The 21,925-nt window shown below is 72.0% G+C and carries 19 protein-coding genes; 10 read left to right on the plus strand and 9 right to left on the minus strand.

Translation table 11 applies throughout. The features are described 5' to 3' along the window. Positions 1–68: 68 nt before the first annotated feature. Positions 69–815 (minus strand): polyphosphate--glucose phosphotransferase, encoded by a 747-nt coding sequence (gene ppgK / locus J7E97_RS15575; RefSeq protein ID WP_215027413.1) that lies wholly within the window; start codon positions 813–815, stop codon positions 69–71. Between the two features lie 96 nt (positions 816–911). Continuing rightward, on the minus strand, positions 912–1,916 hold the full coding sequence (locus J7E97_RS15580; protein ID WP_215027414.1) for a 4-hydroxy-3-methylbut-2-enyl diphosphate reductase: 1,005 nt from the start codon (positions 1,914–1,916) through the stop codon (positions 912–914). 86 nt (positions 1,917–2,002) lie between these two features. Between J7E97_RS15580 and J7E97_RS15585 the strand changes: the two genes are divergently transcribed. The 4 genes from J7E97_RS15585 (at position 2,003) to J7E97_RS15600 (ending at position 5,730) form a co-directional block, all read left to right on the plus strand. Next, positions 2,003–3,496: an APC family permease gene (locus J7E97_RS15585; protein ID WP_215027416.1), complete on the plus strand. Its 1,494-nt coding sequence runs from the start codon at positions 2,003–2,005 to the stop codon at positions 3,494–3,496. A 9-nt stretch (positions 3,497–3,505) separates the two neighbouring features. Then, the gene (gene xseA, locus J7E97_RS15590) at positions 3,506–4,735 is read left to right on the plus strand and encodes an exodeoxyribonuclease VII large subunit (RefSeq protein ID WP_215027418.1); all 1,230 of its coding nucleotides are present in this window, start codon (positions 3,506–3,508) and stop codon (positions 4,733–4,735) included. Positions 4,736–4,792: 57 nt separating this feature from the next. Further along, complete coding sequence (locus J7E97_RS15595) at positions 4,793–5,038, plus strand: exodeoxyribonuclease VII small subunit (RefSeq protein ID WP_215027421.1); 246 nt, start codon at positions 4,793–4,795, stop codon at positions 5,036–5,038. A 101-nt stretch (positions 5,039–5,139) separates the two neighbouring features. Beyond that, positions 5,140–5,730, plus strand: a complete 591-nt coding sequence (locus J7E97_RS15600; RefSeq protein ID WP_215027423.1) for a malonic semialdehyde reductase — start codon at positions 5,140–5,142, stop codon at positions 5,728–5,730. A 90-nt stretch (positions 5,731–5,820) separates the two neighbouring features. Here the strand turns inward: J7E97_RS15600 and J7E97_RS15605 are convergent, their stop codons facing one another. Continuing rightward, positions 5,821–6,348 (minus strand): DUF4245 domain-containing protein, encoded by a 528-nt coding sequence (locus tag J7E97_RS15605; RefSeq protein ID WP_251054612.1) that lies wholly within the window; start codon positions 6,346–6,348, stop codon positions 5,821–5,823. A 270-nt stretch (positions 6,349–6,618) separates the two neighbouring features. Between J7E97_RS15605 and glpX the strand changes: the two genes are divergently transcribed. Further along, positions 6,619–7,650 (plus strand): class II fructose-bisphosphatase, encoded by a 1,032-nt coding sequence (glpX, locus tag J7E97_RS15610; protein WP_215027427.1) that lies wholly within the window; start codon positions 6,619–6,621, stop codon positions 7,648–7,650. 111 nt (positions 7,651–7,761) lie between these two features. On the opposite strand, the gene J7E97_RS15615 is transcribed toward glpX, so the two are convergent. Beyond that, on the minus strand, positions 7,762–8,136 hold the full coding sequence (locus tag J7E97_RS15615) for a WhiB family transcriptional regulator (RefSeq protein ID WP_374224160.1): 375 nt from the start codon (positions 8,134–8,136) through the stop codon (positions 7,762–7,764). 167 nt (positions 8,137–8,303) lie between these two features. Continuing rightward, positions 8,304–8,984, minus strand: coding sequence for a DUF1707 domain-containing protein (locus J7E97_RS15620; protein ID WP_308346519.1), 681 nt, complete (start codon positions 8,982–8,984; stop codon positions 8,304–8,306). 159 nt (positions 8,985–9,143) lie between these two features. On the opposite strand from J7E97_RS15620, the gene J7E97_RS15625 reads away from it, so the two are divergent. The 3 genes from J7E97_RS15625 to J7E97_RS15635 all read left to right on the plus strand — a co-directional run bounded on the left by J7E97_RS15625 (position 9,144) and on the right by J7E97_RS15635 (position 12,997). Next, a complete protein-coding gene (locus J7E97_RS15625; protein WP_215027431.1) occupies positions 9,144–10,811 on the plus strand; it encodes a fumarate hydratase in 1,668 nt (555 codons plus the stop codon). A 137-nt stretch (positions 10,812–10,948) separates the two neighbouring features. Beyond that, a complete protein-coding gene (locus tag J7E97_RS15630; protein WP_215027433.1) occupies positions 10,949–11,719 on the plus strand; it encodes a glycerophosphodiester phosphodiesterase in 771 nt (256 codons plus the stop codon). A gap of 171 nt (positions 11,720–11,890) precedes the next feature. Next, the gene (locus tag J7E97_RS15635; RefSeq protein WP_215027435.1) at positions 11,891–12,997 is read left to right on the plus strand and encodes an AfsR/SARP family transcriptional regulator; all 1,107 of its coding nucleotides are present in this window, start codon (positions 11,891–11,893) and stop codon (positions 12,995–12,997) included. Positions 12,998–13,105: 108 nt separating this feature from the next. On the opposite strand, the gene J7E97_RS15640 is transcribed toward J7E97_RS15635, so the two are convergent. From J7E97_RS15640 to J7E97_RS15655, 4 genes are all read right to left on the minus strand, one after another. Continuing rightward, the gene (locus J7E97_RS15640; RefSeq protein WP_215027437.1) at positions 13,106–13,639 is read right to left on the minus strand and encodes a flavin reductase family protein; all 534 of its coding nucleotides are present in this window, start codon (positions 13,637–13,639) and stop codon (positions 13,106–13,108) included. 155 nt (positions 13,640–13,794) lie between these two features. Next, on the minus strand, positions 13,795–15,897 hold the full coding sequence (locus J7E97_RS15645) for a tetratricopeptide repeat protein (RefSeq protein WP_215027439.1): 2,103 nt from the start codon (positions 15,895–15,897) through the stop codon (positions 13,795–13,797). A 40-nt stretch (positions 15,898–15,937) separates the two neighbouring features. Then, positions 15,938–17,143 (minus strand): hypothetical protein, encoded by a 1,206-nt coding sequence (locus tag J7E97_RS15650; protein WP_215027441.1) that lies wholly within the window; start codon positions 17,141–17,143, stop codon positions 15,938–15,940. 412 nt (positions 17,144–17,555) lie between these two features. Next, a complete protein-coding gene (locus J7E97_RS15655) occupies positions 17,556–19,103 on the minus strand; it encodes a ricin-type beta-trefoil lectin domain protein (protein WP_215027443.1) in 1,548 nt (515 codons plus the stop codon). 107 nt (positions 19,104–19,210) lie between these two features. On the opposite strand from J7E97_RS15655, the gene J7E97_RS15660 reads away from it, so the two are divergent. Together J7E97_RS15660 and J7E97_RS15665 are read left to right on the plus strand one after the other, a co-directional pair. Next, the gene (locus J7E97_RS15660) at positions 19,211–20,626 is read left to right on the plus strand and encodes an aspartate ammonia-lyase (protein WP_215027444.1); all 1,416 of its coding nucleotides are present in this window, start codon (positions 19,211–19,213) and stop codon (positions 20,624–20,626) included. 132 nt (positions 20,627–20,758) lie between these two features. After that, on the plus strand, positions 20,759–21,490 hold the full coding sequence (locus J7E97_RS15665) for a DUF402 domain-containing protein (protein WP_215027446.1): 732 nt from the start codon (positions 20,759–20,761) through the stop codon (positions 21,488–21,490). Positions 21,491–21,925: the final 435 nt, after the last annotated feature.

Raw genomic sequence — 21,925 nt, forward strand, 5'->3', positions numbered from 1 at the left:
GGCCGTCGGCCGTCCCATGCGTGCCATGAGATCAGCATACTTCTATGGACTTTCCGAGACTCAGGACACTAGTGCGACGCCGCGTGCGCCGCCATCGCCGCGCCCACGATGCCCGCGTTGTTCTGCAGCTTCGCGGGAACGATCTCCGCCCGGACGCCCTCGATCAGCGGCAGGAACTTCTCCGGCTTGCGGCTCACGCCGCCGCCGATGATGAACAGGTCCGGCGAGAACAGCATCTCCACGTGGGCCAGGTACTTCCCCACCCGGTGCGCCCAGCGCTCCCACGTGAGGTCCCCGTCCTCCTTCGCCTTCACCGACGCCCGCGTCTCCGCGTCGTGGCCCTTCAGCTCCAGGTGTCCCAGCTCGGTGTTGGCCACCAGCCGCCCGTCCATGAAGAGCGCGCTGCCGATCCCGGTGCCCAGCGTGAGCAGGATGACGGTGCCGCCGATCCCGCGCCCGGCCCCGTAGGACATCTCCGCGATCCCCGCCGCGTCCGCGTCGTTCAGGACCGTGACCGGCCGGCCGTCCAGGCGCTGCGAAAGGAGGGCCGCGGCGTCCACGCCGACCCAGGCGGCGTCCATGTTGGCCGCCGAACGGATGACCCCGCTCGTGACCACGCCCGGGAACGTGACCCCGACCGGGCCGTCCCAGTCGAAGTGGCGCACCACCTCGCCGACGCAGCCGGCCACCCCGTCGGGGGTGGCCGGCTGCGGAGTCAGCACCTTGTGGCGCTCCCGCGCCAGGTCGCCGCGGTCCAGGTCCACGGGAGCGCCCTTGATCCCGGAACCGCCGATGTCCACACCGAAGATCTCCATGGACTCACCGTACGAAATGCCGGGCCCCGGTGCCCTGCCCCGATCGCGCCTACTTCTGCGGCGGCTGCTCCGCCCACTTCTCCGGCGCTGCTCCGCCTACTTCTCCGACACCAGCTCCGCCGCCTCCGCGCGCAGGTCGCGGCGCAGCTCCTTCGGCAGCGAGAAGACGATCGATTCCTCGGCGGTCTTCACGATCTCGACGTCCGCGTACCCGCGCTCGCCGAGCCACTCCAGCACCTCTTCGACCAGTACCTCCGGCACCGAAGCGCCCGAGGTCAGGCCGACGGTGGTGACGCCTTCGAGCCAGGCCTCGTCGATCTCGCTCGCGAAGTCGACGAGGTACGCGGCGCGCGCGCCCGCGTCGAGGGCGACCTCGACGAGGCGGATCGAGTTCGAGGAGTTCTTGGAGCCGACGACGATGACCAGATCGGAGTCCGCGCCCATCGCCTTGACCGCCTCCTGGCGGTTCGAGGTGGCGTAGCAGATGTCGTCGCTCGGCGGCGAGATGAGCAGCGGGAACTTGGTCTTCAGCGCGTCGACCGTCTCCATCGTCTCGTCGACGGAGAGCGTGGTCTGCGACAGCCAGACCACCTTCGACTCGTCGCGGACGGTGACCTTCTCCACGTCGTGCGGGCCGTCCACGATGGTGATGTGGTCCGGGGCCTCGCCGGAGGTGCCGATGACCTCCTCGTGGCCCTCGTGGCCGATGAGGAGGATGTCGAAGTCCTCGTTCGCGTAGCGGATGGCTTCCTTGTGCACCTTGGTGACCAGCGGGCAGGTCGCGTCGATCGTCGCGAGCTTGCCGCGCGCCGCCTCCTCGTGCACCACCGGGGCCACGCCGTGCGCGGAGAACATCACGATGGAGCCCTCGGGCACCTCCTCCGTCCGCTCGACGAAGACGGCCCCCTTCTTCTCCAGGGTCTGGACGACGTACTTGTTGTGCACGATCTCGTGCCGGACGTAGACCGGCGCACCGTACTGCTCGAGGGCCTTCTCGACGGCGATCACGGCTCGGTCCACGCCCGCGCAGTAGCCGCGAGGGGCGGCGAGCAGGACGCGGCGGGATGCGGGAGCGGGGGCGGCAGCAGTCATGGGCTCCATCGTACGGGGGTCTCCAGCGGGCCGGGCGTCGCCTGTTCGGCACAAACTGGGTCGAATGTCCGTACCGGCTATCCCCCGGAGGAACGATGGCGTCCGCGACGGAATCCAGCACGGCGCCCGGCACTCCCGAAACCCCCGGCGGGCCCGGCAGCGCGCTGCGCCGCAGTCTCGGCTTCCGGGACCTGGTCGTCTACGGGCTCCTGTTCATCGCCCCCATGGCCCCGGTCGGCGTCTTCGGGACCCTCGACGCGAAATCGCGCGGCGCCGTCGCCCTCGTCTACCTCGTCGCGACCGTCGCGATGGCCTTCACGGCCTTCTCGTACGCCCAGATGGTGCGCGTGGCTCCGCAGGCCGGCTCCGTCTTCACCTACGCCCGCAAGGGCCTGGGTGAGGGTCCGGGCCTGATCGCCGGCTGGATGGCGATGCTCGACTACCTGCTCATCCCGGCGGTCGCGTACCTGTTCTCCGGGATCGCCATGAACGCGCTGGTCCCGGAGGTCTCCCGGTGGGTGTGGACGGCCCTGGCGGTGGTCGTGACCACCCTGCTCAACCTGTGGGGCGTACGGGCCGCCGCGCGCGTGGGCTTCGCCGTGCTGGCCATGGAGATCGCGGTCCTACTGGTGTTCCTGGTCTCGGCGGTGACCGTGCTGGTCGGGGGCGCGGAGCACCGCGGCTGGCTCTCCCCGTTCACCGGCGACGGCTCGCTCGGCGGCTTCTCGACGACCGCCGTGCTCGGCGCGGTCTCGGTCGCGGTCCTGTCGTACCTGGGCTTCGACGCCATCGCCTCGTTCGCCGAGGAGGTGGATGAGAAGGGGGGCGAAGCACCCGGGAAGGGCGAAGCCGCTCGGAAGGGTGGTGGCGGGCGACGGGCGGACGGCAGCGCGAAGGTGGCACGGGCGGTGCTGTTCTGCCTCGCCCTGACCGGGGTGCTGTTCATCGCCCAGACCTATCTGGCGGCCCTCCTCAGCCCCCTCTCGGCGGCGGAGCTGGCGGCCGACCCGGCGAAGCAGGGGTCGGCCTTCTACACGACGGCCGAGGTCTCCGTAGGCCCCTGGCTGCACGATCTGGTCGCGGTCAGCAAGGCGATCGGGGCCGCCTTCGCGGCGCTGGCCGGACAGGCGGCGGCCGGCCGGCTGCTGTTCGCGATGGCCCGCGAGCGGCGGCTGCCCCGCGCGCTCGCCCGCACCTCCCACGGCACGCCGCGCCCGGCGCTGCTGGTGGCGGCGACCGTGACGCTGATCGCGGCGGTGTGGGCGGCCAGGCGTGACGACGGCCTTGACCACCTGGTCTCGGTGGTCGACATCGGGGCGCTGGTGGCCTTCACCCTGCTGCACGCCTCGGTGGTCGGCTGGTTCGTCGTCAAGCGGCGCGAGGGCGCCCCGAACTGGTTCAAGCACCTGGTGATCCCGGTGCTCGGTGCCGCCGTGACGGTCGCGGTGATCGTCGAGGCCTCGTGGACGGCCCAGCTGGTGGGGGCGGTGTGGCTGGTGGTGGGCCTGGGCGTGCTGGTGGCCCAGCGCGGGCGGCGCGCGGGCGCCGAGGGGTCCGGTCCCGACGCCGGTGTCAGTTCGGGCGGTTAGCCTGCGTGCATGGGTCTGAATACGTCGGCTGACGCGCCGCTGCCGGTCGGTCAGGTGTCCCGGCTCATCGGGGGCTGGATCGACAAGCTCGGCCAGGTGTGGGTGGAAGGTCAGATCACGCAGCTCTCGCGCAGGCCGGGAGCGGGTGTGGTCTTCCTGACGCTGCGCGACCCCTCCCACGACATCTCGCTCAGCGTGACCTGCTTCCGCCAGGTCTTCGACGAGGTCGCGGACTCGGTGACGGAGGGCGCGCGGGTCGTCGTACTGGCCAAGCCCGAGTGGTACGCCCCGCGCGGGCAGCTGTCCCTGCGGGCGACCGAGATACGGCCCGTCGGCATCGGCGAGCTGCTCGCGCGGCTGGAGCGGCTCAAGCGCTCGCTCGCCGGCGAGGGGCTCTTCGCACTGGACCGCAAGCAGCCGCTGCCCTTCCTGCCGCAGCTGATCGGGCTGGTGGTGGGGCGGGCCTCGGCGGCCGAGCGCGACGTGCTGGAGAACGCGCGGCGCAGGTGGCCGGCGGTCCGCTTCGAGGTCCGCAACGTCGCCGTCCAGGGGGTGAACGCGGTGCCCCAGGTGATCCAGGCGGTCAAGGAACTGGACGCCATGCCCGAGGTGGACGTGATCATCGTGGCGCGCGGCGGCGGCAGCGTGGAGGACCTCCTGCCGTTCTCCGACGAGGAGGTCGTACGGACCGTCGCGGCGGCCCGCACCCCGGTCGTCTCGGCGATCGGCCACGAGCCGGACTCCCCGCTGCTGGACCTGGTCGCGGACCTGCGGGCGTCCACGCCCACGGACGCGGCGAAGAAGGTGGTCCCGGACGTCGGCGAGGAGCTGGAGCGGGTGCGCCAGCTCCAGGGCCGGGGGCTGCGCGCCGTGCGCGGGCTGCTCGACCGGGAGGAGCGGGGGCTAGCGCACGCCCTCGCGCGGCCGGTCTTCGTCCATCCCCAGCGGATGGTGGAGACCCGGGAAGCCGAGCTCGACGCACTGCTGGCGCGCGGCCGCCGGACGCTGGGGCACTTGCTGGACCGGGCCGATTCGGAGCTGGCGCACACGCTCGCCCGGGTGGTGGCGCTGTCGCCGGCGGCGACGCTGGAGCGCGGGTACGCGGTGCTGCAACGGGCCGACGGCCACGTGGTGCGCTCGCCGCAGGACGTGTCCGCGGGCGATGTGCTGCGGGCGCGGGTGGCGGACGGCGCGTTCCGGGTGACCGTCGAGGCCTCCGGGTCCGAGGACCTCGCGTGACGCGGCACTCTGCGGCAACAAATTCGTTGTATTAGACATTTAAGGTGGGATGCGGGAATGGCCGAAACCGATACGGCGCTGGGGTACGAGCAGGCACGCGACGAGCTCATCGAGGTCGTCCGCAAGCTGGAGGCCGGGGGCACCTCGCTGGAGGACTCCCTCGCCCTCTGGGAGCGCGGCGAGGAACTCGCGAAGGTGTGCCGCCACTGGCTGGAGGGCGCCCGCGCCCGGCTGGACTCGGCTCTGGCCGCGCGCGACGCGGCGGAGGACGGCGGGGCGGGCGGGGAGCGCGGCCGGGAGTGAGCTCGATCACCACCCCACCATTTAGTTGAATTTTCACCTATCTCGAGCGTAGTGTTCAAGACATCGCTTCAGCTTCGTTCCGTACAGAAGAAGGCTTTCCGATGTCTCTCGTTCTCGACGCCGCCGCTCAGGACCTCCTCTTCCGCGAGGCCCGCACCGCCAACACGTTCTCCGACGAGCCGGTGACCGAGGAGCAGGTCCAGGCGATCTACGACCTGGTGAAGTTCGGCCCGACCGCCTTCAACCAGACCCCGCTGCGCATCACCCTGGTCCGCTCCGCCGAGGCCCGCGAGCGCCTGGTGAAGCACATGGCCGAGGGCAACCAGGCCAAGACCGCCGCCGCCCCGCTGGTCGCGATCCTGGCGGCGGACAACGAGTTCCACGAGGAGCTCCCGCAGCTGCTCCCGCACTTCCCGCAGGCCAAGGACATGTTCTTCGCCGAGCGCCCGGTCCGCGAGCAGTCCGCGCTGGTCAACGCCACCTTGCAGGCCGCCTACTTCATCATGGGCGTCCGCGCCGCCGGCCTGGCCGCGGGCCCGATGACCGGCCTGGACTTCGCCGGTGTGCAGAAGGAGTTCCTGGACGGCGACCACACCCCGCTGATGGTCATCAACATCGGCAAGCCGGGCGACGACGCCTGGTTCCCGCGCTCCCCGCGCCTGGAGTTCGACCAGGTCATCACCACGGTCTGAGCTTCCGCCCGAAACGCGAGAGAGGCCGCGCGCCCCGGATTCCGGGGCGCGCGGCCTCTTTTGTCGTTCGCTCGTTCGCCGGCGTCGCCGCTACCGCTGCTCGGCGCCCTGCTTGAACTCCAGCGTCGCCGCCATCGCACCGAGCTGCTCGAAGGAGGCCGTCCCGGTCACCACCGTGACGTAGCCCTGCTCCTGGCGCACCAGGGCGTCGTACTGCTCGCCGTCCCAGCGCTCCCAGGCCTGGTCCCCGACCTGCTGGGTCTGCCCGGTGGCCTTCGCCCTCTGGGTGACCTTGCCGATGTAACCCGCCGTGGTGTCCGTGGACTGCTCCACCGCCACGTACTGCTGCTGCGGGTCCAGGAAGCCCAGGTGCCAGGCGCTGGCGTCCTTCGCCGCGAAGCCAACCGAGGTGGCCCGCCACTCCTTCGGCAGCCCCACGGGGGCGGCCAGCGGGTACGGGGCCGCGCGCCGGGCCGTGAGCGTCTCGACGCGGTAGTCGACCACCCGCGTCGGATCGGCCTTCTCGTCATGGGGGATGAACATGTAGATGCCGCCCACGACGAGGCCGATCACCGTCAGCGAGAGGACCATGTCCCGAACCGTCTGCTTGCCCTTCATACCTGCCACGGGACCATCGTCCCGCATCGCCAGCGGCGATCACCGCCGGGGTCGGCGTGGCGGCCCCCACATCGCCGCCGCATCCCCCGCCGCATCCCCGCCGCATCCGCCCGCCCCACCCGCCGCCGTATCCCGCAAGACGTCCGCTCAGGACAATCGACTGACCGATATACCGCTCATACGTGACCCGGTCTGCTCAATGTATCGACGTACCGATAGAGTCGAGGGACCCTCACTCCCGGCCGTCGCCGTACAGAAAGGTGCGCTCCGATGACCGAGCACAACCTGCCGCCCCAGCTCGAAGTCTCGCCGGAGGCACCCGACCGCAACCTCGCCCTGGAACTCGTCCGGGTCACCGAGGCCGCCGCGATGGCCGCCGGCCGCTGGGTCGGGCGCGGCGACAAGCTCGGCGCCGACGGCGCCGCCGTCAACGCGATGCGAACCCTGATCTCCACCGTTTCGATGAACGGCGTCGTCGTCATCGGCGAGGGCGAGAAGGACGAAGCCCCGATGCTCTTCAACGGCGAGCGGGTCGGCGACGGCACCGGTGCCGAGGTCGACATCGCCGTGGACCCGATCGACGGCACCACCCTGAACGCCAAGGGCATGCCGAACGCCATCGCCGTCCTGGCCGCCGCCGACCGCGGCACCATGTTCGACCCGTCCGCGGTGTTCTACATGGAGAAGCTGGTCACCGGTCCCGAGGCCGCCGACTTCGTCGACATCAACGCCCCGGTCTCCGTCAACATCCGCCGCGTCGCCAAGGCCAAGAACATGGCCGTGGAAGACGTCACCGTGGTCATCCTCGACCGCCCCCGCCACGAGGGCATCGTCAAGGAGATCCGCGAGACCGGCGCCCGCATCAAGTTCATCTCCGACGGCGACGTCGCCGGCTCGGTCATGGCCGTCCGCGAGGGCACCGGCGTCGACCTGCTCCTCGGCATCGGCGGCACCCCCGAGGGCATCATCTCCGCCTGCGCCATCAAGTGCCTCGGCGGAACCATCCAGGGCAAGCTGTGGCCCAAGGACGAGGACGAGCGCCAGAAGGCCATCGCCGCGGGCCACGACCTGGACCGCGTCCTGCACACCAACGACCTGGTCTCCGGCGACAACGTCTTCTTCGTCGCCACGGGCATCACGGACGGCGAGCTGCTGCGCGGCGTCCACTACCGCTCGGAGACCGCGACGACGTCCTCGCTGGTCATGCGCTCGAAGTCGGGCACGATCCGGCAGATCGACTCGACCCACCGGCTCTCGAAGCTCCGCGCCTACAGCGCGATCGACTTCGACCGCGCCCAGTAGGACGCGGCCACCAGCCACAAGCCACAGTGGACGTGCCGGTGACGGCACGTCGGAAGGGGCGCTCCCGCGTGCGGCGGGAGCGCCCCTTGCGTGTGTCCGGTCCTCGTGCGCCTACGAGGCCTCGCGCAGCTCCCCCGCCCGGCGCCGGCGGCGCGCCAGCACCACCCGGCGCTCGGCGGCCGTGAGCCCGCCCCAGACGCCGTACGGCTCCGGCTGGATCAGTGCGTGCTCCCGACAGGCGACCATCACGGGGCAGCGGGCACAGACCCGCTTGGCAGCCTCCTCGCGGGACAGCCTGGCGGCCGTCGGCTCCTTGGAGGGAGCGAAGAACAGCCCGGCCTCGTCGCGTCGGCACACCGCGTCCGCGTGCCAGGGGCCGTCCTCTTCCCTGGCCGGCACCCGCGGCTTCGGCACGGCCGCCGCCGGACGCCCCTGAAGACTCTGGACGGCGGCTACCTGCAGGGACTGGCGCGGCGGATGCGGCACGGTCTACTCCTGACGACGTATACGCGAGCGAGAGACGATGCACCTGTCCCTACCCGCTGTGCGCGCCCCTATGCACCGAGTGCCGCCGATCCGCGAGGTTCGACCGAAATCCGCCGCCACCCGTCCGTCAGCCGGACGTCGCCCATCCGGCGCCGGATCCGGCGCCGTCAACTCCCCTGGCGCTTGCGGAGCTTGAGCGCCAGGTCCACCAGGCGGGCGCCGACTTTGCGCCGGGCCTCGATGTTGCCCAGCAGCGCGAACCCCCGGACGATCACCACCGGTGCGTGCGGGTCGGCCGCGCCGCGGCCCTCGCCGTGCACCTCGACGTTGCCGAGGACCCCGCTGCCGTAGCCGCGCAGCGTGACGTTCTCCGGGACCAGGATCTCGACGTTGCCGAGGACGCAGGTCACGTTGATCTCGGTGACCTGCTGCTCGAAGACGGCCTCGGTGAGGTCGACGGTGATGTCGCCGAGGACGGAGACCGCGCGGGTGTGCGCGCCCGGCCGCCAGCGGCCCTTGCGGGAGGAGCTGCTGCACACCGCGACGAGGGTCTCGGCCGGGGCGCCCACGGGCTGGCCCGCGTACCCCTCGGGGGCGTACACGGAGTCCTGCCGGGCGTCGGCTGGCGCGGGGAGGTCCCGTACGAGGACGTCCAGCTCACCGACCGCCTTGAAGGCGTACAGCGAATCGAGGCGGTCGGAGTGCTCTTCGGCGCTCAGCCGGCCCTCGGCCAGGGCGTCGGCGAGGATCTGCGCGATCCGGTCCCGGTCGGCGTCGGAGGCGCGCAGCCCGCCGGCTGCGGCCACTGCGGGGGCGGCGGTCGCCGCGGGGTGCTTTTCCAGGTCCACGCCACCCAGCATAGCGAGACACGATAGATCGCGATACTCCTCCGGCGGGACCCAGTGAGCCTTACCTCACAGCCGAACGTCCCGGCGGAGGTCCTACGCTGGTACCGCGCTGCCAATTGGTCGCCAGCGCCGTCTGCCGAGTGAGGACTGACTGCCGTCATGCCAGAGTTTGCGTACACCGACCTGCTGCCCCTGGGCGAGGACACCACCCCCTACCGGCTGGTGACCTCCGAAGGCGTCTCCACCTTCGAGGCCGACGGCCGTACGTTCCTCAAGGTCGAGCCGGAGGCGCTGCGCAAGCTCGCCGAAGAGGCGATCCACGACATCCAGCACTTCCTGCGCCCCGCGCACCTCGCGCAGCTGCGCCGGATCATCGACGACCCGGAGGCCTCGGCGAACGACAAGTTCGTCGCGCTCGACCTCCTGAAGAACGCCAACATCGCGGCGGCCGGCGTGCTCCCCATGTGCCAGGACACGGGCACGGCGATCGTGATGGGCAAGCGCGGCCAGAACGTGCTGACTTCGGGCGCGGACGAGGCGGCCCTGTCGCGCGGCATCTTCGACGCGTACACCCGCCTCAACCTTCGCTACTCGCAGATGGCCCCGATCACCATGTGGGAGGAGAAGAACACCGGCTCGAACCTGCCCGCGCAGATCGAGCTGTACGCGACCGACGGCGGCGCGTACAAGTTCCTCTTCATGGCCAAGGGCGGCGGCTCCGCCAACAAGTCCTTCCTCTACCAGGAGACCAAGGCGGTCCTCAACGAGGCCTCCATGATGAAGTTCCTGGAGGAGAAGATCCGTTCGCTGGGCACCGCGGCCTGCCCGCCGTACCACCTGGCGATCGTGGTCGGCGGCACCTCGGCGGAGCACGCGCTCAAGACCGCCAAGTACGCCTCGGCGCACTACCTGGACGAACTGCCGACCGAGGGCTCCGCGCTGGGCCACGGCTTCCGCGACCAGGCCCTGGAACAGCAGGTCTTCGAGCTCACCCAGAGGATCGGCATCGGCGCGCAGTTCGGCGGCAAGTACTTCTGCCACGACGTCCGCGTCGTCCGCCTCCCGCGCCACGGCGCCTCCCTGCCGGTGGCCATCGCGGTCTCCTGCTCGGCGGACCGCCAGGCCACCGCGAAGATCACCGCCGAGGGCGTCTTCCTGGAGCAGCTGGAGACGGACCCGGCGCGGTTCCTGCCGGAGACCACGGACTCGCACCTGGACGACTCGGCGGACGTCGTCTCCATCGACCTGAACCGCCCGATGGACGAGATCCTGGCGACCCTGACCAAGCACCCGGTCAAGACCCGGCTCTCGCTGACCGGCCCGCTGGTCGTGGCGCGCGACATCGCGCACGCCAAGATCAAGGAGCTCCTCGACTCGGGCGCCGAGATGCCGCAGTACCTCAAGGACCACCCGGTCTACTACGCCGGCCCCGCGAAGACCCCCGAGGGCTACGCCTCCGGTTCCTTCGGCCCGACCACGGCCGGACGCATGGACTCCTACGTGGAGCAGTTCCAGGCCGCGGGCGGCTCGAAGGTCATGCTCGCCAAGGGCAACCGCTCGCAGCAGGTGACCGACGCCTGCGGCGCGCACGGCGGCTTCTACCTCGGCTCCATCGGCGGCCCGGCGGCACGCCTGGCCCAGGACTGCATCAAGAAGGTCGAGGTCCTGGAGTACGAGGAGCTCGGCATGGAGGCGGTCTGGAAGATCGAGGTCGAGGACTTCCCGGCCTTCATCGTGGTCGACGACAAGGGCAACGACTTCTTCCAGAACCCGGCTCCCGAGCCGACGTTCACCCACATCCCGGTCCGGGGCCCCGGACTCGCGTAGCCGAGTACGACTCTCGCGTAGCCGAGTACGACCACCCCGAGGGGTCCTCCGCCAGCCGGTGGAGGGCCCCTCGGGCGTTAACGTCGGGGTTACAGGGGTGCATCCGGATGTTCATCCCGGTTTGCGATGATTTCCGCATGACTGTGACGTCCGCCCTTCCCACCGCCCGCGCCGCCCGGGTGGTCGCGCACCGCGGGGCATCCCACGAGCATCCCGAACACACGCTCGCCGCCTACCGGCAGGCCGTCGCCGACGGGGCCGACGCCCTGGAGTGCGATGTCCGGCTCACCGCCGACCGCAGGCTCGTCTGCGTGCACGACCGGCGCGTCGAGCGGACCTCCGACGGGCGCGGGATCGTCTCCGAGCTGACCTACGAGGAGCTGCGCGCCCTCGACTTCGGCGCCTGGAAGGGGGCCGCGCACGCGGGGGCGCGGGTCCTGCTCTTCGAGGACCTGCTGCAAGAGGCGCTGTCCGCCGGGCGGCCTGTCGGGCTGGCCGTGGAGACGAAGCACCCGACCCGCGCGGGCGGCCGGCTGGAGGAGGAACTCGTACGCGTGCTGCGCCGCCACGGGCTCGCGGACGGGCGCGGCGGCCTTGTCGAGGTGATGAGCTTCTCCCGCGGCGCGCTGACCCGGATGCACCGGCTCGCCCCCGGGCTCCCGGCCGTGTACCTGATGGAGCGGCGCCTGCGCCCGGTCCGCCCGCCCTACGCCACGCACGCGGGCCCCGGGATCGAGCTCGTCCGGCGGGATCCGGGGTTGGTGGGGCGGCTGAAGGCCAAGGGGCTGTCGGTGCGGGTGTGGACCGTGGACGAGCCCGAGGACGTGGAGCTGTGCCTGGACCTCGGAGTGGACACGCTCATCACCAACCGGCCCCGCGCGGTGCGAGAGCAAGTCGAGGCCCGCTAGCGCACCGCGTCCTCGCGCCGCATTGGCTGATTCGCACTCCTGACAGCCGGTCGGCGAACCCCGAACGTATGCCGTGGCGCGCACAACGGGATGATCAGCCCGCGAGTGCGCCTGGCCGACGACTGGACAGGCGCTGAGCAGCGCCGTGGCGCGGGCGAGGGTGACTGAGGCATGGGCTTACAGCGACAGGCGAGACGTACGGCCGACAGGGGTTCCGGCGTTCCCACGGGCTCCGGCGGTTCCGGCGGTTCGAGCGGTTCGAGCGGCTCCGACGGCTCGAATGATTCCACCGCGTCCGACTCCACCGCGTCCGGGGCGGGCGGAGCGCATGGAAAGGGCGGAGCGGGCGACAGACCGGGCAGACCCTTCGGCACCGCGGATGTCGGCAGCAGCCCCGGACCCGGTGGCGCCACCGCCGCCGCCGGCCCGGACCTTGCGCCGAGCTACCTCGTCCTCGGGCCGCTGGAGGTGCGCCGGGGCGGGGTGACCTGCACGCCCAGTCCGCTCAAGCGCCGCGCGCTGCTCGCGATCCTGCTGCTGCACGCGAACAGGCTGGCCTCGGCGGACATGCTGATAGACGAGCTGTGGGACGGCCACCCGCCCAGGTCCGCCCTGGCGACCCTGCAGATGTACGTGTCCGGGCTGCGCCGGACGCTCGACCCGGGCCACGGCCGCGCCGGGGGCGACCCGCGCCGCCACCCCGTGCTCCGCACGACGGGCTCCGGCTACCTCCTGGAAGTGGGCCCCGGCGAACTGGATCTGGACCTCTCCCGCGCCCGCGCCGCGCTCGGCCGCCACAAACTGGCCGGCGGCGACTGCGCCGCGGCCAGCGAGGCCTTCGCCGCGGCGCTCGCGATGTGGCGGGGCAGGCCGCTGGCCGATCTGGGCCCCGCGCGACTGCCCGAGTACTACACGGCCCGGCTGGACGAGGAGCGGCTCGCCCTGGTCCACGACCGGATCGGCGCCGACATCTGCGCGGGCCGCTCCCAGGAGGTCGTCGCGGAACTGGCCGAGCTGTGCGCCCGCCACCCGCTGCGCGAGGCGTTCCACGAACAGCTGATGCTGGCCCTGGCCGGCACCGGGCGGCGGGCCGAGGCGCTGGACGCGTACGCCCGCGCCCGACGGGTGGTCGTCGCGGGCACCGGCGTGGAGCCGGGCCCCGACCTGCAGGCCGTACAGCGGGCCCTGCTCGGCGGCCTGCGCCCGTCCGCCACCCTGCACGGCCGATGTCACGGCTCCCTGCTGCTCCAGCCGGCCGGGGCCCTCGCCGGAAACTGACCGGGAACCCGGGGGCCGGCCGACGACCGACCCACGCCGTGCGGCACCCGCAGACCAGCCGCCCTGCGGCGTCGCGGACCGCTTCGGCCGGGCCGGCCCCCGACCGCCTCAGGCCAGTCGCCAGTCGAGGCGGCGCCGGTAGTAGACCAGCGGGTCGGCGTCCGCCACCGCGCAGTCCTCCACCTCGCCCACCAGCACCGCGTGGTCCCCGTGCGGGAACACCGCGGACACCCGGCACTTCAGGTACACCGGGACGCCCTCCAGGCGGGGCGTCCCGTCGTCCCAGTCCCACGCCAGGCCCGCGAACTTGTCCTGCGAGTGCCCCGCGAACACCTTCGCGAGGGCCTCGTCCCCGGAGCCCAGCAGGTGCGCCCCGAAGGACGTGCCCACCCGGGCGTCCATTGCCCGGTACGTACGCGAGCCGCGCGCGAGCGCCAGCATGACCGACGGCGGGGCCACGCTGTACGAGCTGAGGGAGGACACCAGCAGTCCGCACGGGCTCCCGTCGGCGCGCCGCCCGCTGATCACCGCCGCCCCGGACACCAGCCGGGCCATCGCCTCGGTGAACGCCGCCGCCAGTCCGTCCGCCGGGACGTCCGGCCGCGCGTCAGGAACCGCACCCGGGCGCGTGTCCGGAGCCACACCCGGCCGATCCTGCGGGACCGCACCCGGCCGCACCTCCGGAACCGCACCCGGCCGCACCTCCGCAACCGCACCCGCAACCGCGCCCGCCCGTACGTCGGCCCGGACGTCCGGGCCCTGCTCCCGTTGCCGCAGGCTCATCCCCGTGCTCCGCCTCAGACGGCGCTGTGCTCGGCGGCGCGCAGGCAGGAGTCCCGCTGCTCGCCGGCGTCGGGGTCGCCGGTGGCCGCGTACACGGCGTCGAAGTCCGCCGCCGCCCGGTCGAACCGGCCGGCCGCCTCGTGGACCACGGCCCGGTTGAACCGGAATTCGGGCCGGTCGGCCAACTCCACCGCCCGGTCGAAATCGGCCGTAGCGGTCGCCAGGTCGGCGTCCAGGTAAGCCAGTTCACCCTTGACGGCCCACGCCTCGGCCAGTCCCGGATCGACCGCCAGCGCGGAGTCGAGCGCCTCGGCCGCCTCCTTGCCGCGGCCCGCCTCCGCCAGCAGCCGGCCGCGCAGGCACAGCAGGTGGGGGTGGGCGGGGGCCAGCGCCAGCCCCGCGTCCACGTCCGCCAGCGCCGCCCCGGCCTCGCCCGCGTCGGCGAGCAGGCCGGCCCGGCCGAGGAGTGCCTCCTGGTGGCCCGGTTCGAGTTCGAGGGTGCGACTGAAGTCGGCCAACGCGCCTTCGCTGTCGCCGAGTTCGAGGCGGGCGTCGCCCCGGTTGTAGTACGCCTCGGGGAACGGCGCTTCGAGCGCGAGGGCCCGCTCGTAGTCGGCGATGGCCTCTTCCGAACGGCCGAGCTTGCGCAGGATGTTGCCCCGGTTGAAGTAGTGGTCCGCGAAGTCGTCGTCCGCGTCCACGATCTCGGCGTAGTCCTCTAGGGCCGCTTCCAGGCGCCCGCTCATGCTGTTGACCTGGGCCCGGTTGTAGCGCAGGCCGACCCGGTGCCAGGTGCGCTCCCCCAGGCCGAGCTCCCGGTCGAGCCGTTCGATCCCCTGGTCGAGCAGCCGCAGCGCCTCGTCCGGGTGGCCGTCGCGGACCTCCACGAGGGCGAGCCCGTTGCGGTTGAAGACCGAGTAGAAGGACCGTTCCTTGGGGTCCGGCAGCAGGTCCGACAGGGCGATGGCCGTGTTGACCCAGGCCCGGGCCTGGCGCGGATCCCGCCGCTCCTCGGGGTAGTGGCGTGCGTAGAGCATGCCGATCTCGTACGCGAGCTTCATGTGGTGCGCGGGGTTCTGGGTGGCCATCCGCGCCTCCTCCTGGAGCACGGCCGACTCGTCGGGGCGGCCCGCCGCCGCGAGGCACACCCCGGACTCCCGGATGAACACCCACCACAGCTGCGCGCGTTCGGCCGGGTCCACGGACCGCCGTCCCTCATCGCCCAGTTCGGCCGCCATGTGGTAGAAGCCCAGGTACTTGCAGCGCAGCATGGCCGCGCGCAGCGCCTCGACCCCGGCCCCGGCGGCGTCGGAGCCGCGCATCAGGTGGTAGGGCAGCGCGCCCAGCCGCAGCGAGGGCTCCGCCTCGGCCGGGCCGGCCAGTTCGGCGGCCCGCCGGTCGTGCAGCGCGGCGCGCTCGGCCTGGGCGAGGCGCTCGTAGGCGGCGATCAGCGCGGGGTCGTCGTCCACGCAGTCCCCGTCCACGTACTCGCGGGCCGCGTCCGGTCCGGCGGTGTGCGGGGCCGGGGCGGCGGAGCCTTCCGTCTTCGTCGTGTACGCGGCCAGCGCGTCCGGGAGCGAGAGGGAGGGGAGGCCGGGCGGGTCCAGCAGCCGGGCCGTCCCCGAGCACAGCACCAGGGTGAGGAGCTCGGGCGGGATCCGCCGCAGGGCCGCGGCCAGGAACTCCTGGTCGGTCACGTCGGCGTGCTGGACGTTCTCCACGACCAGTGTGCGCGGGCTCTGCCCCGCGTCGGCGAGGGCGGCGAGCAGGAAGTCCACGATGCCGTGCGCGACGCGCAGGGAGTGCAGGCGGGCCGGGTAGCGGCTCACCTCTCCGGCCGTCGACTGCTCCTCGATGTGGTGCGTGATCGGCGGCACCAGCGGGGCCAGTTCGGGCGTGCTCTCCTGGAGCTCGATGTAGTGCCGGCCGGCCAGCTCGGGCCGCCGGGCCAGCGCGTCGGGGGCCACCAGCCGCAGCAGCGCACCGGCGGCGGTGTAGGGGCCGCGCAGACGCCGGTGCGCGTCCAGGGACGCGAGCAGCGGGGGCAGGTCGAGACCGGCCCGCAGCGTTTCGCGCTCGCGGCGGTGCGGCGCGCAGATCCAGTGGTGCCCGCTCATGGGCCTGCCTTTCACAGGGGCCCGCCGGGGGGTGGTCCCGTCAGGCGATGACGTGGTGGAGCCGGGCCCGCCGGCTGCGCAGGCGCTCCCGGGCGGCGAGCCAGAGGGCGAAGGCGATCTGGCCGAAGGTCAGGACGAGGAAGACGGCCGCGTCGAGCAGCTGGATCCAGGACGAGCCGTCTCCGGCGCCGAAGCGCCTCAGCGAGGCCGAGATCATGTCCAGGAAGACGGGGCCGACGCCCCAGACGAAGGTGCTCAGGCTGATGACATAGCCGATGGGCAGCAGCCAGGAGTACCAGCGGGCGGCCCGCCGGTCCACGGGGTGCCACAGGGACTCGTCGGTGAGCCGGTCGGTGCGCCCGAGCAGCCGGTTGACCCGGTTGGCGAGCATGCGCACGGAGGTGGTGTGCAGGTCCACGCAGCCGAGCACGGTGGTGATCAGGACGTAGATGTCGGTGCGCAGGTAGAGGAAGAACTGCCACATCAGCCGGATGAAGGTGGTGAAGGCCACGGCCAGGCACACGCGCGAGGTCAGCCCGCCCGCGAATCCGGCCACGATGACGGCCAGGCTGATCAGGACGGTGTCGGCGACCATCCCGGCGAGGATGGGCAGGTAGCGCTTGCGGCGCTCCACCCCGGCCAGGCCGTCCAGCGAGGTCTCGACGACGAGGAAGTAGAAGCGGTACGACATCCGCGTGCGCGAGCGGATGCCGAGGCGTCGGCCGGCCAGCGCGTGGAAGATCTCGTGGAGGGCGATGAGCGGGACGGCGACCACGAAGAGGACGAGGGTGATCACCGCGTAGTAGTGGCTGAAGACGAGGTCGTCGGGGGTCGGCAGGAGTTCGGGCCGGCGCACCACGCAGATCAACGCCCAGAGCGCCAGCAGCACGTACGCGCTCCATGCCGCCGGGGAGAAGACCGCCCGGCCGAGCCGCTGCCAGCGCACGGGCTCCGCCGTCGCCTCCGCCTCGCCCTCGGCGCGCACGAAGCCGAGCTCCCGCAGGGCCTCGACGACGTCCCCGACGTCGGCGCGCTCCCCGTACGTGGCCTCGTACCAGTCGGCGGCCTGCGCGGGGGTGGCGCCCTCCCCCAGCCGGCGCACCAGGGCGGCGCCGTCGGGCGGGAAGATCGCGTAGGACTCGGTGTCGCGGCGGCCGATGGTGACCTCGTCGCCGTCCTCCAGGAAGACCAGTGGATGGAGCGCCAGCGGGAGGTCGTCAGCGCTGAGGTGGGCCGGCTCCGCCATGGCGGGTGCTCCGTCTCTCGTCGGCCGGGCCCGGCCGGGGAGGGCGCCCCCAGGAACTGGGGGCGCCCGTACTCGAACTCGCCCGGGTGTGGTTAGGCGGGGCTCGGGTAGTGCGAGCAGGCGGAAGACGTCAGGCGAACCGGGCCTGCCTTGCGAATCTGGATCTTCTTCATCTCAATGCACCTCCTTTGGAGGATCGGTGGGGTTGGACGTTCTCCATGCTGCTGAAGCCCACCAGAACTTCCCCAAACCGCCGCCAAACCCCGTAACCGGGCCGGGAGGAAGGGCGCGTAACGGCCCGGACGCACGGGGCCCGGACATGCCGACACCTGGACATGCGGACACCCGGACATGCGGACACCCGGCCGGGATGCGCCGGCCGGGTGTGGGGGTTGGGTGTGGGGCGGGGGTGTTACACGAAGCGCTGGTTCGCCGAGCCGTCACAGACCTGCAGGCGCAGGGGCTCGTGCGCCGCGGCCACCGTCAGGCACGTGCCCGGGGCGGAGGACGGCCGGAGGGTGGCTCCCTCGCGGACGAACTGCTGATTGGCGCCGCCGTGGCAGTTCCAGATGATCAGTGCGGTGCCGTTGCCGTAGTTGGCGCCGGGGGCGTCGAGGCAGCGGTCGTGGGTGAGCCCGACGTGGAGCGACTTCTTGGCGGAGTCGTACCACCAGCCCTGGTTGCGGCCGCCGTGGCAGTCCCAGCCGATGACCTTGGTGTTGTTGGCGCTGGAGCCGCCGTTGGAGTCGAGGCAGTTGCCGGTGGCCTCGTTCTTCAGCGGCTTGTAGAGGTCGTCCCAGGCCCCGGCCTGCAGGACGGGGGTGCCGGTGCTCGCCGGGTCGGCGCAGGAGGCCTCGCGCAGGCCGGAGGCGTAGAGCTGGGTCAGACAGGACGCGAAGGCGCCGTGGCCGCGGTAGTTGGGGTGGAAAGACTGGCGGGCGGTGTTCTCGTCCCACGGGAAGTGGTCCCCGAGGTCGAGGTAGAGGCCGCGGGCCCAGGCGTCCTCCATGCAGACCTCGTGGCCGTGGAAGAGCCGCGAGTTGTCGAGGTAGGTCGCGCCCGCGGCGAGGGCGGCGGCGCGCATGCCCTTCTCGAAGGTGGGCACGGCGTAGTTGCGGCCCCAGGCGGCGTCGGAGTCGTAGCCGGCGCAGCCGCCGGGGAGCTTGCCCGGGAAGTCGGGGTTGTCGTTGAAGTCGGGGCCGATCGGGCTGGGGTAGCCCATGACGACGAGCTTGTAGTCGGAGTCGGCGTAGCCCGCGTCGCGCATGACCGTCTTGAGGTCCGCGACCGTCGACTCCACCTTGGGCTTGAGACCGTCGACGCGTCCCTGCCAGCCGGGACCGTACTTGGGCTCGCAGGTGCCCTGGCTGAGCACCCAGCGTGTGACACAGTCGGTCATGACGGGACCGAACTGGAGGTCGTCGTTGGCCCCGGCGACCAGCAGCACCATCTTGATCTTGGTGTTGCGGGCCTTGACGGCGAGGCTGTCGCTCTGCACCAGCTCGTCGGCGTACTGCTTGCTGCCGCCGATCTTGATGTTGCCGGTGTAGCCGCCGGAGCAGGCCACGTTGAAGGTGTAGTCGGCCGCGATGCCGGTGCGGTGGATCGCCGAGTCAGGCGAGCGATGGCACTGGTTGGCGGAGGTGTTGGTCGCGGGGTCGTAGTTGCCGACGCCCTCGCCCGAGATCTCGCTGTCGCCGAGCGAGATCAGGCCGGTCTTGCGGTCGGCGAGCGGGCGGATCGCGGAGTCGCCGTAGATCTTGGTCGCCTCGGCGGCCCGGACGGCCTCCAGTTCGGGCGTGAGTGGGGTCGCGGCGGGCTGGGCGGCGGACCCGGCGGCGGTTGCCGCGTGGGCCATGGGGGTGATGGCGGTGACGCCCCCGAGGGCGGCCGCGGCCGCCGCGACGGCGACGAAGGTAGATCTGAACCTGATCCTGGATCGTGTACGGACACGTGCCATGTACGCCTCCCCGATATCGGTGTTACCCCCGGTATTTACTGGCCGGTAGGTGAGTTGGGAACAGTTCGAACAAGACAATTGCTCAACTTTTTGAGGAGGCGCCACACATGACCGACGATCAGCAGGCCGCCGCGGGCTCCGAGGGGTTCCGTACCGAGCACGACTCCATGGGCGACGTACTGGTCCCCGCGCACGCCAAATGGCGAGCTCAGACCCAGCGCGCGGTGGAGAACTTCCCCATCTCCGGACAGCGTCTGGAGCGCGCCCACATCGAGGCTCTGGCCCGGATCAAGGCCGCGGCCGCCGCCGTCAACGCCCGGCTCGGCGTGGTCGACGACGACATCGCCGCCGCGATCCGCTCCGCGGCCGCCGAGGTAGCCGAGGGCCGATGGGACGAGCACTTCCCCGTCGACGTGTTTCAGACCGGTTCCGGCACCTCGTCCAACATGAACGCCAACGAGGTCATCGCCACCCTGGCCACCGAGCGGCTCGGCCGCGACGTCCACCCCAACGACCACGTGAACGCCTCGCAGAGCTCCAACGACGTCTTCCCGTCCTCCATCCACATCGCCGCGACCGCCGCCGTCACCGGGGAGCTCATCCCCGCCCTGGAGCACCTGGCCGGCGCGATGGAGCGCAAGTCCGCCGAGTTCGCCGCGGTGGTCAAGGCCGGCCGGACGCACCTGATGGACGCCACCCCGGTCACCCTGGGCCAGGAGTTCGGCGGGTACGCGGTCCAGCTGCGCTACGGCGTCGAAAGACTGCGCGCGGCGCTGCCCCGGCTGGCCGAACTCCCGCTGGGCGGAACGGCGGTGGGCACCGGGATCAACACCCCGCCCGGATTCTCCGCCGCCGTGATCGCCGAGGTGGCCGCGGCGACCGGGCTGGCGCTGACCGAGGCCCGCGACCACTTCGAGGCCCAGGGGGCGCGGGACGCGCTGGTGGAGACCTCGGGGATGCTCCGCACGGTCGCCGTCTCGCTCACCAAGATCTGCAACGACCTGCGCTGGATGGCCTCCGGTCCGCGCACCGGATTGGCCGAAATCAATCTCCCGGATCTCCAGCCGGGGTCCTCGATCATGCCGGGGAAGGTCAATCCGGTGATTCCCGAGGCCGCCTTGATGGTCGCGGCCCAGGTGATGGGGAACGACACGGCGGTCGCGGTGGCGGGCGCGGCGGGCAACTTCGAGCTCAACGTGATGCTCCCCGTGATGGCCCGCAACCTCCTCGAATCGATCCGCCTGCTCGCCAGCGTGAGCCGCCTACTGGCCGACCGCACGGTCGACGGCATCACCGCCAACACGGCCCGGGCCAGGGAGTACGCCGAGTCCTCGCCCTCCGTGGTGACCCCGCTGAACCGGTACATCGGCTACGAGGAGGCCGCCAAGGTCGCCAAGAAGTCCCTCGCCGAACGCAAGACGATCCGCGAGGTCGTCCTGGAGTCCGGCTACGTCGAGCGCGGCGACCTCACCCTGGAACAGCTCGACGAGGCCCTGGACGTCCTGCGCATGACCCGCCCCTGACCCCGCCGCCGAGCCCGCCCCTGCCCCTCCGCCACCTCGCCCAAGGGTTCGAATCCGGTCGTTTCCCGTCCCCGGACTCCTCCGTGACCTGCAACGCAGCGGGCCCGCGGACCCCCGCCCTAAGATCTGCCCATGACAGGTACCGGAGGCCGCGGGGGCGGCAGCGCGCGGGGCGCGGCGCGGGGCGCGGCGCCGGGTCCGGCACAGGACACGCACTGGGCGGTCGGCGAGCAGATCCTCTGGCGGTACCGCGATCACGCCCCCGGGCTGGAGGGGCGGGTGCACATCTGCCGGCCGGTGACCGTGGTGCGCGACACCGACGAGGTGCTCGCCGTGTGGATGGCTCCGGGGACCGAGTGCGTCAAACCGGTGCTCGCGGACGGGACCGCCGTCCACGAGGAGCCGCTCGCGACCCGGTACACCGCGGCGCGCACCACCGTGCGGTCGCGCTGGTTCGGGGCGGGCGTCCTGAAGCTGGCGCGGCCCGGGGAGCCGTGGTCGGTATGGCTGTTCTGGGAGCACGGCTGGCGTTTCAAGAGCTGGTACGTGAACCTCGAGGAGCCCCGGACGCGCTGGTCCGGCGGCATCGACTCCGAGGACCACTTCCTCGACATCTCCGTCTACCCGGACCGCACCTGGAAGTGGCGGGACGAGGACGAGTTCGCGCAGGCCCAGCGGTCCGGGCTGATGGTTCCGGAACAGGCCCGGCGGGTACGGGCCGCCGGTCGCGCGGCGGTGGACGTGATCAAGGCCTGGGGCCCGCCGTTCTCCGAAGGCTGGCAGGATTGGCGTCCGGACCCGGCCTGGAGGGTGCCCGTACTGCCGGAGGACTGGGACCGCACCCCGGCGCATATGACCTCATGAGACCCTTGATGCGCCCCCGGGGGGCAACCGTAGGATCGTCCTCCGCCGGGGCGTCGGCGTGGCCGCGGTAGGTGTTTCTCCGGCACATGTCTCCGGGTGAGCGGGACTTGACCGCGGGTCGACGCGAACGAGAGGTAACGAGCGGGACGCGGAACAGCGGGGTGATGGTGTCCCCGCCGCTGAGCGGGTATACCGCGACTGACCGAGTTGAGTGCAGCGCACATCGAGCGCAAACGGACGGAATGCCACGCGTGACGGAGTACCCCACCTCTCAGGAGGGCTCACAGCCGGTTGACGGTGCCTCCGGCGGTCGTTCGGAGGAGCCCGGCCACGGCATGGCCCCGGCCACGGCCGCCGAGGCCGTACGCACGCATGCGCAGGTCCCGGGGCCGGAGCAGCCCGCCACCGGCCTGCCGCGCCCGCGCGCCTCGGCGG

It is taken from the genome of Streptomyces sp. ISL-66 (assembly GCF_018614135.1).
GTDB lineage: Bacteria > Actinomycetota > Actinomycetes > Streptomycetales > Streptomycetaceae > Streptomyces.

Coding starts and splice junctions, on each gene's coding strand:
- J7E97_RS15650 (WP_215027441.1), bottom strand. CDS start 17,143: ATGGCGGAGCCGGCCCACCTCAGCGCTGACGACCTCCCGCTGGCGCTC.
- J7E97_RS15580 (WP_215027414.1), bottom strand. CDS start 1,916: ATGGAGCCCATGACTGCTGCCGCCCCCGCTCCCGCATCCCGCCGCGTC.
- xseA (WP_215027418.1), top strand. CDS start 3,506: ATGGGTCTGAATACGTCGGCTGACGCGCCGCTGCCGGTCGGTCAGGTG.
- J7E97_RS15585 (WP_215027416.1), top strand. CDS start 2,003: ATGGCGTCCGCGACGGAATCCAGCACGGCGCCCGGCACTCCCGAAACC.
- J7E97_RS15665 (WP_215027446.1), top strand. CDS start 20,759: ATGACAGGTACCGGAGGCCGCGGGGGCGGCAGCGCGCGGGGCGCGGCG.
- J7E97_RS15625 (WP_215027431.1), top strand. CDS start 9,144: ATGCCAGAGTTTGCGTACACCGACCTGCTGCCCCTGGGCGAGGACACC.
- J7E97_RS15655 (WP_215027443.1), bottom strand. CDS start 19,103: ATGGCACGTGTCCGTACACGATCCAGGATCAGGTTCAGATCTACCTTC.
- J7E97_RS15645 (WP_215027439.1), bottom strand. CDS start 15,897: ATGAGCGGGCACCACTGGATCTGCGCGCCGCACCGCCGCGAGCGCGAA.
- J7E97_RS15595 (WP_215027421.1), top strand. CDS start 4,793: ATGGCCGAAACCGATACGGCGCTGGGGTACGAGCAGGCACGCGACGAG.
- J7E97_RS15630 (WP_215027433.1), top strand. CDS start 10,949: ATGACTGTGACGTCCGCCCTTCCCACCGCCCGCGCCGCCCGGGTGGTC.
- J7E97_RS15600 (WP_215027423.1), top strand. CDS start 5,140: ATGTCTCTCGTTCTCGACGCCGCCGCTCAGGACCTCCTCTTCCGCGAG.
- glpX (WP_215027427.1), top strand. CDS start 6,619: ATGACCGAGCACAACCTGCCGCCCCAGCTCGAAGTCTCGCCGGAGGCA.
- ppgK (WP_215027413.1), bottom strand. CDS start 815: ATGGAGATCTTCGGTGTGGACATCGGCGGTTCCGGGATCAAGGGCGCT.
- J7E97_RS15660 (WP_215027444.1), top strand. CDS start 19,211: ATGACCGACGATCAGCAGGCCGCCGCGGGCTCCGAGGGGTTCCGTACC.
- J7E97_RS15635 (WP_215027435.1), top strand. CDS start 11,891: ATGGGCTTACAGCGACAGGCGAGACGTACGGCCGACAGGGGTTCCGGC.
- J7E97_RS15605 (WP_251054612.1), bottom strand. CDS start 6,348: ATGAAGGGCAAGCAGACGGTTCGGGACATGGTCCTCTCGCTGACGGTG.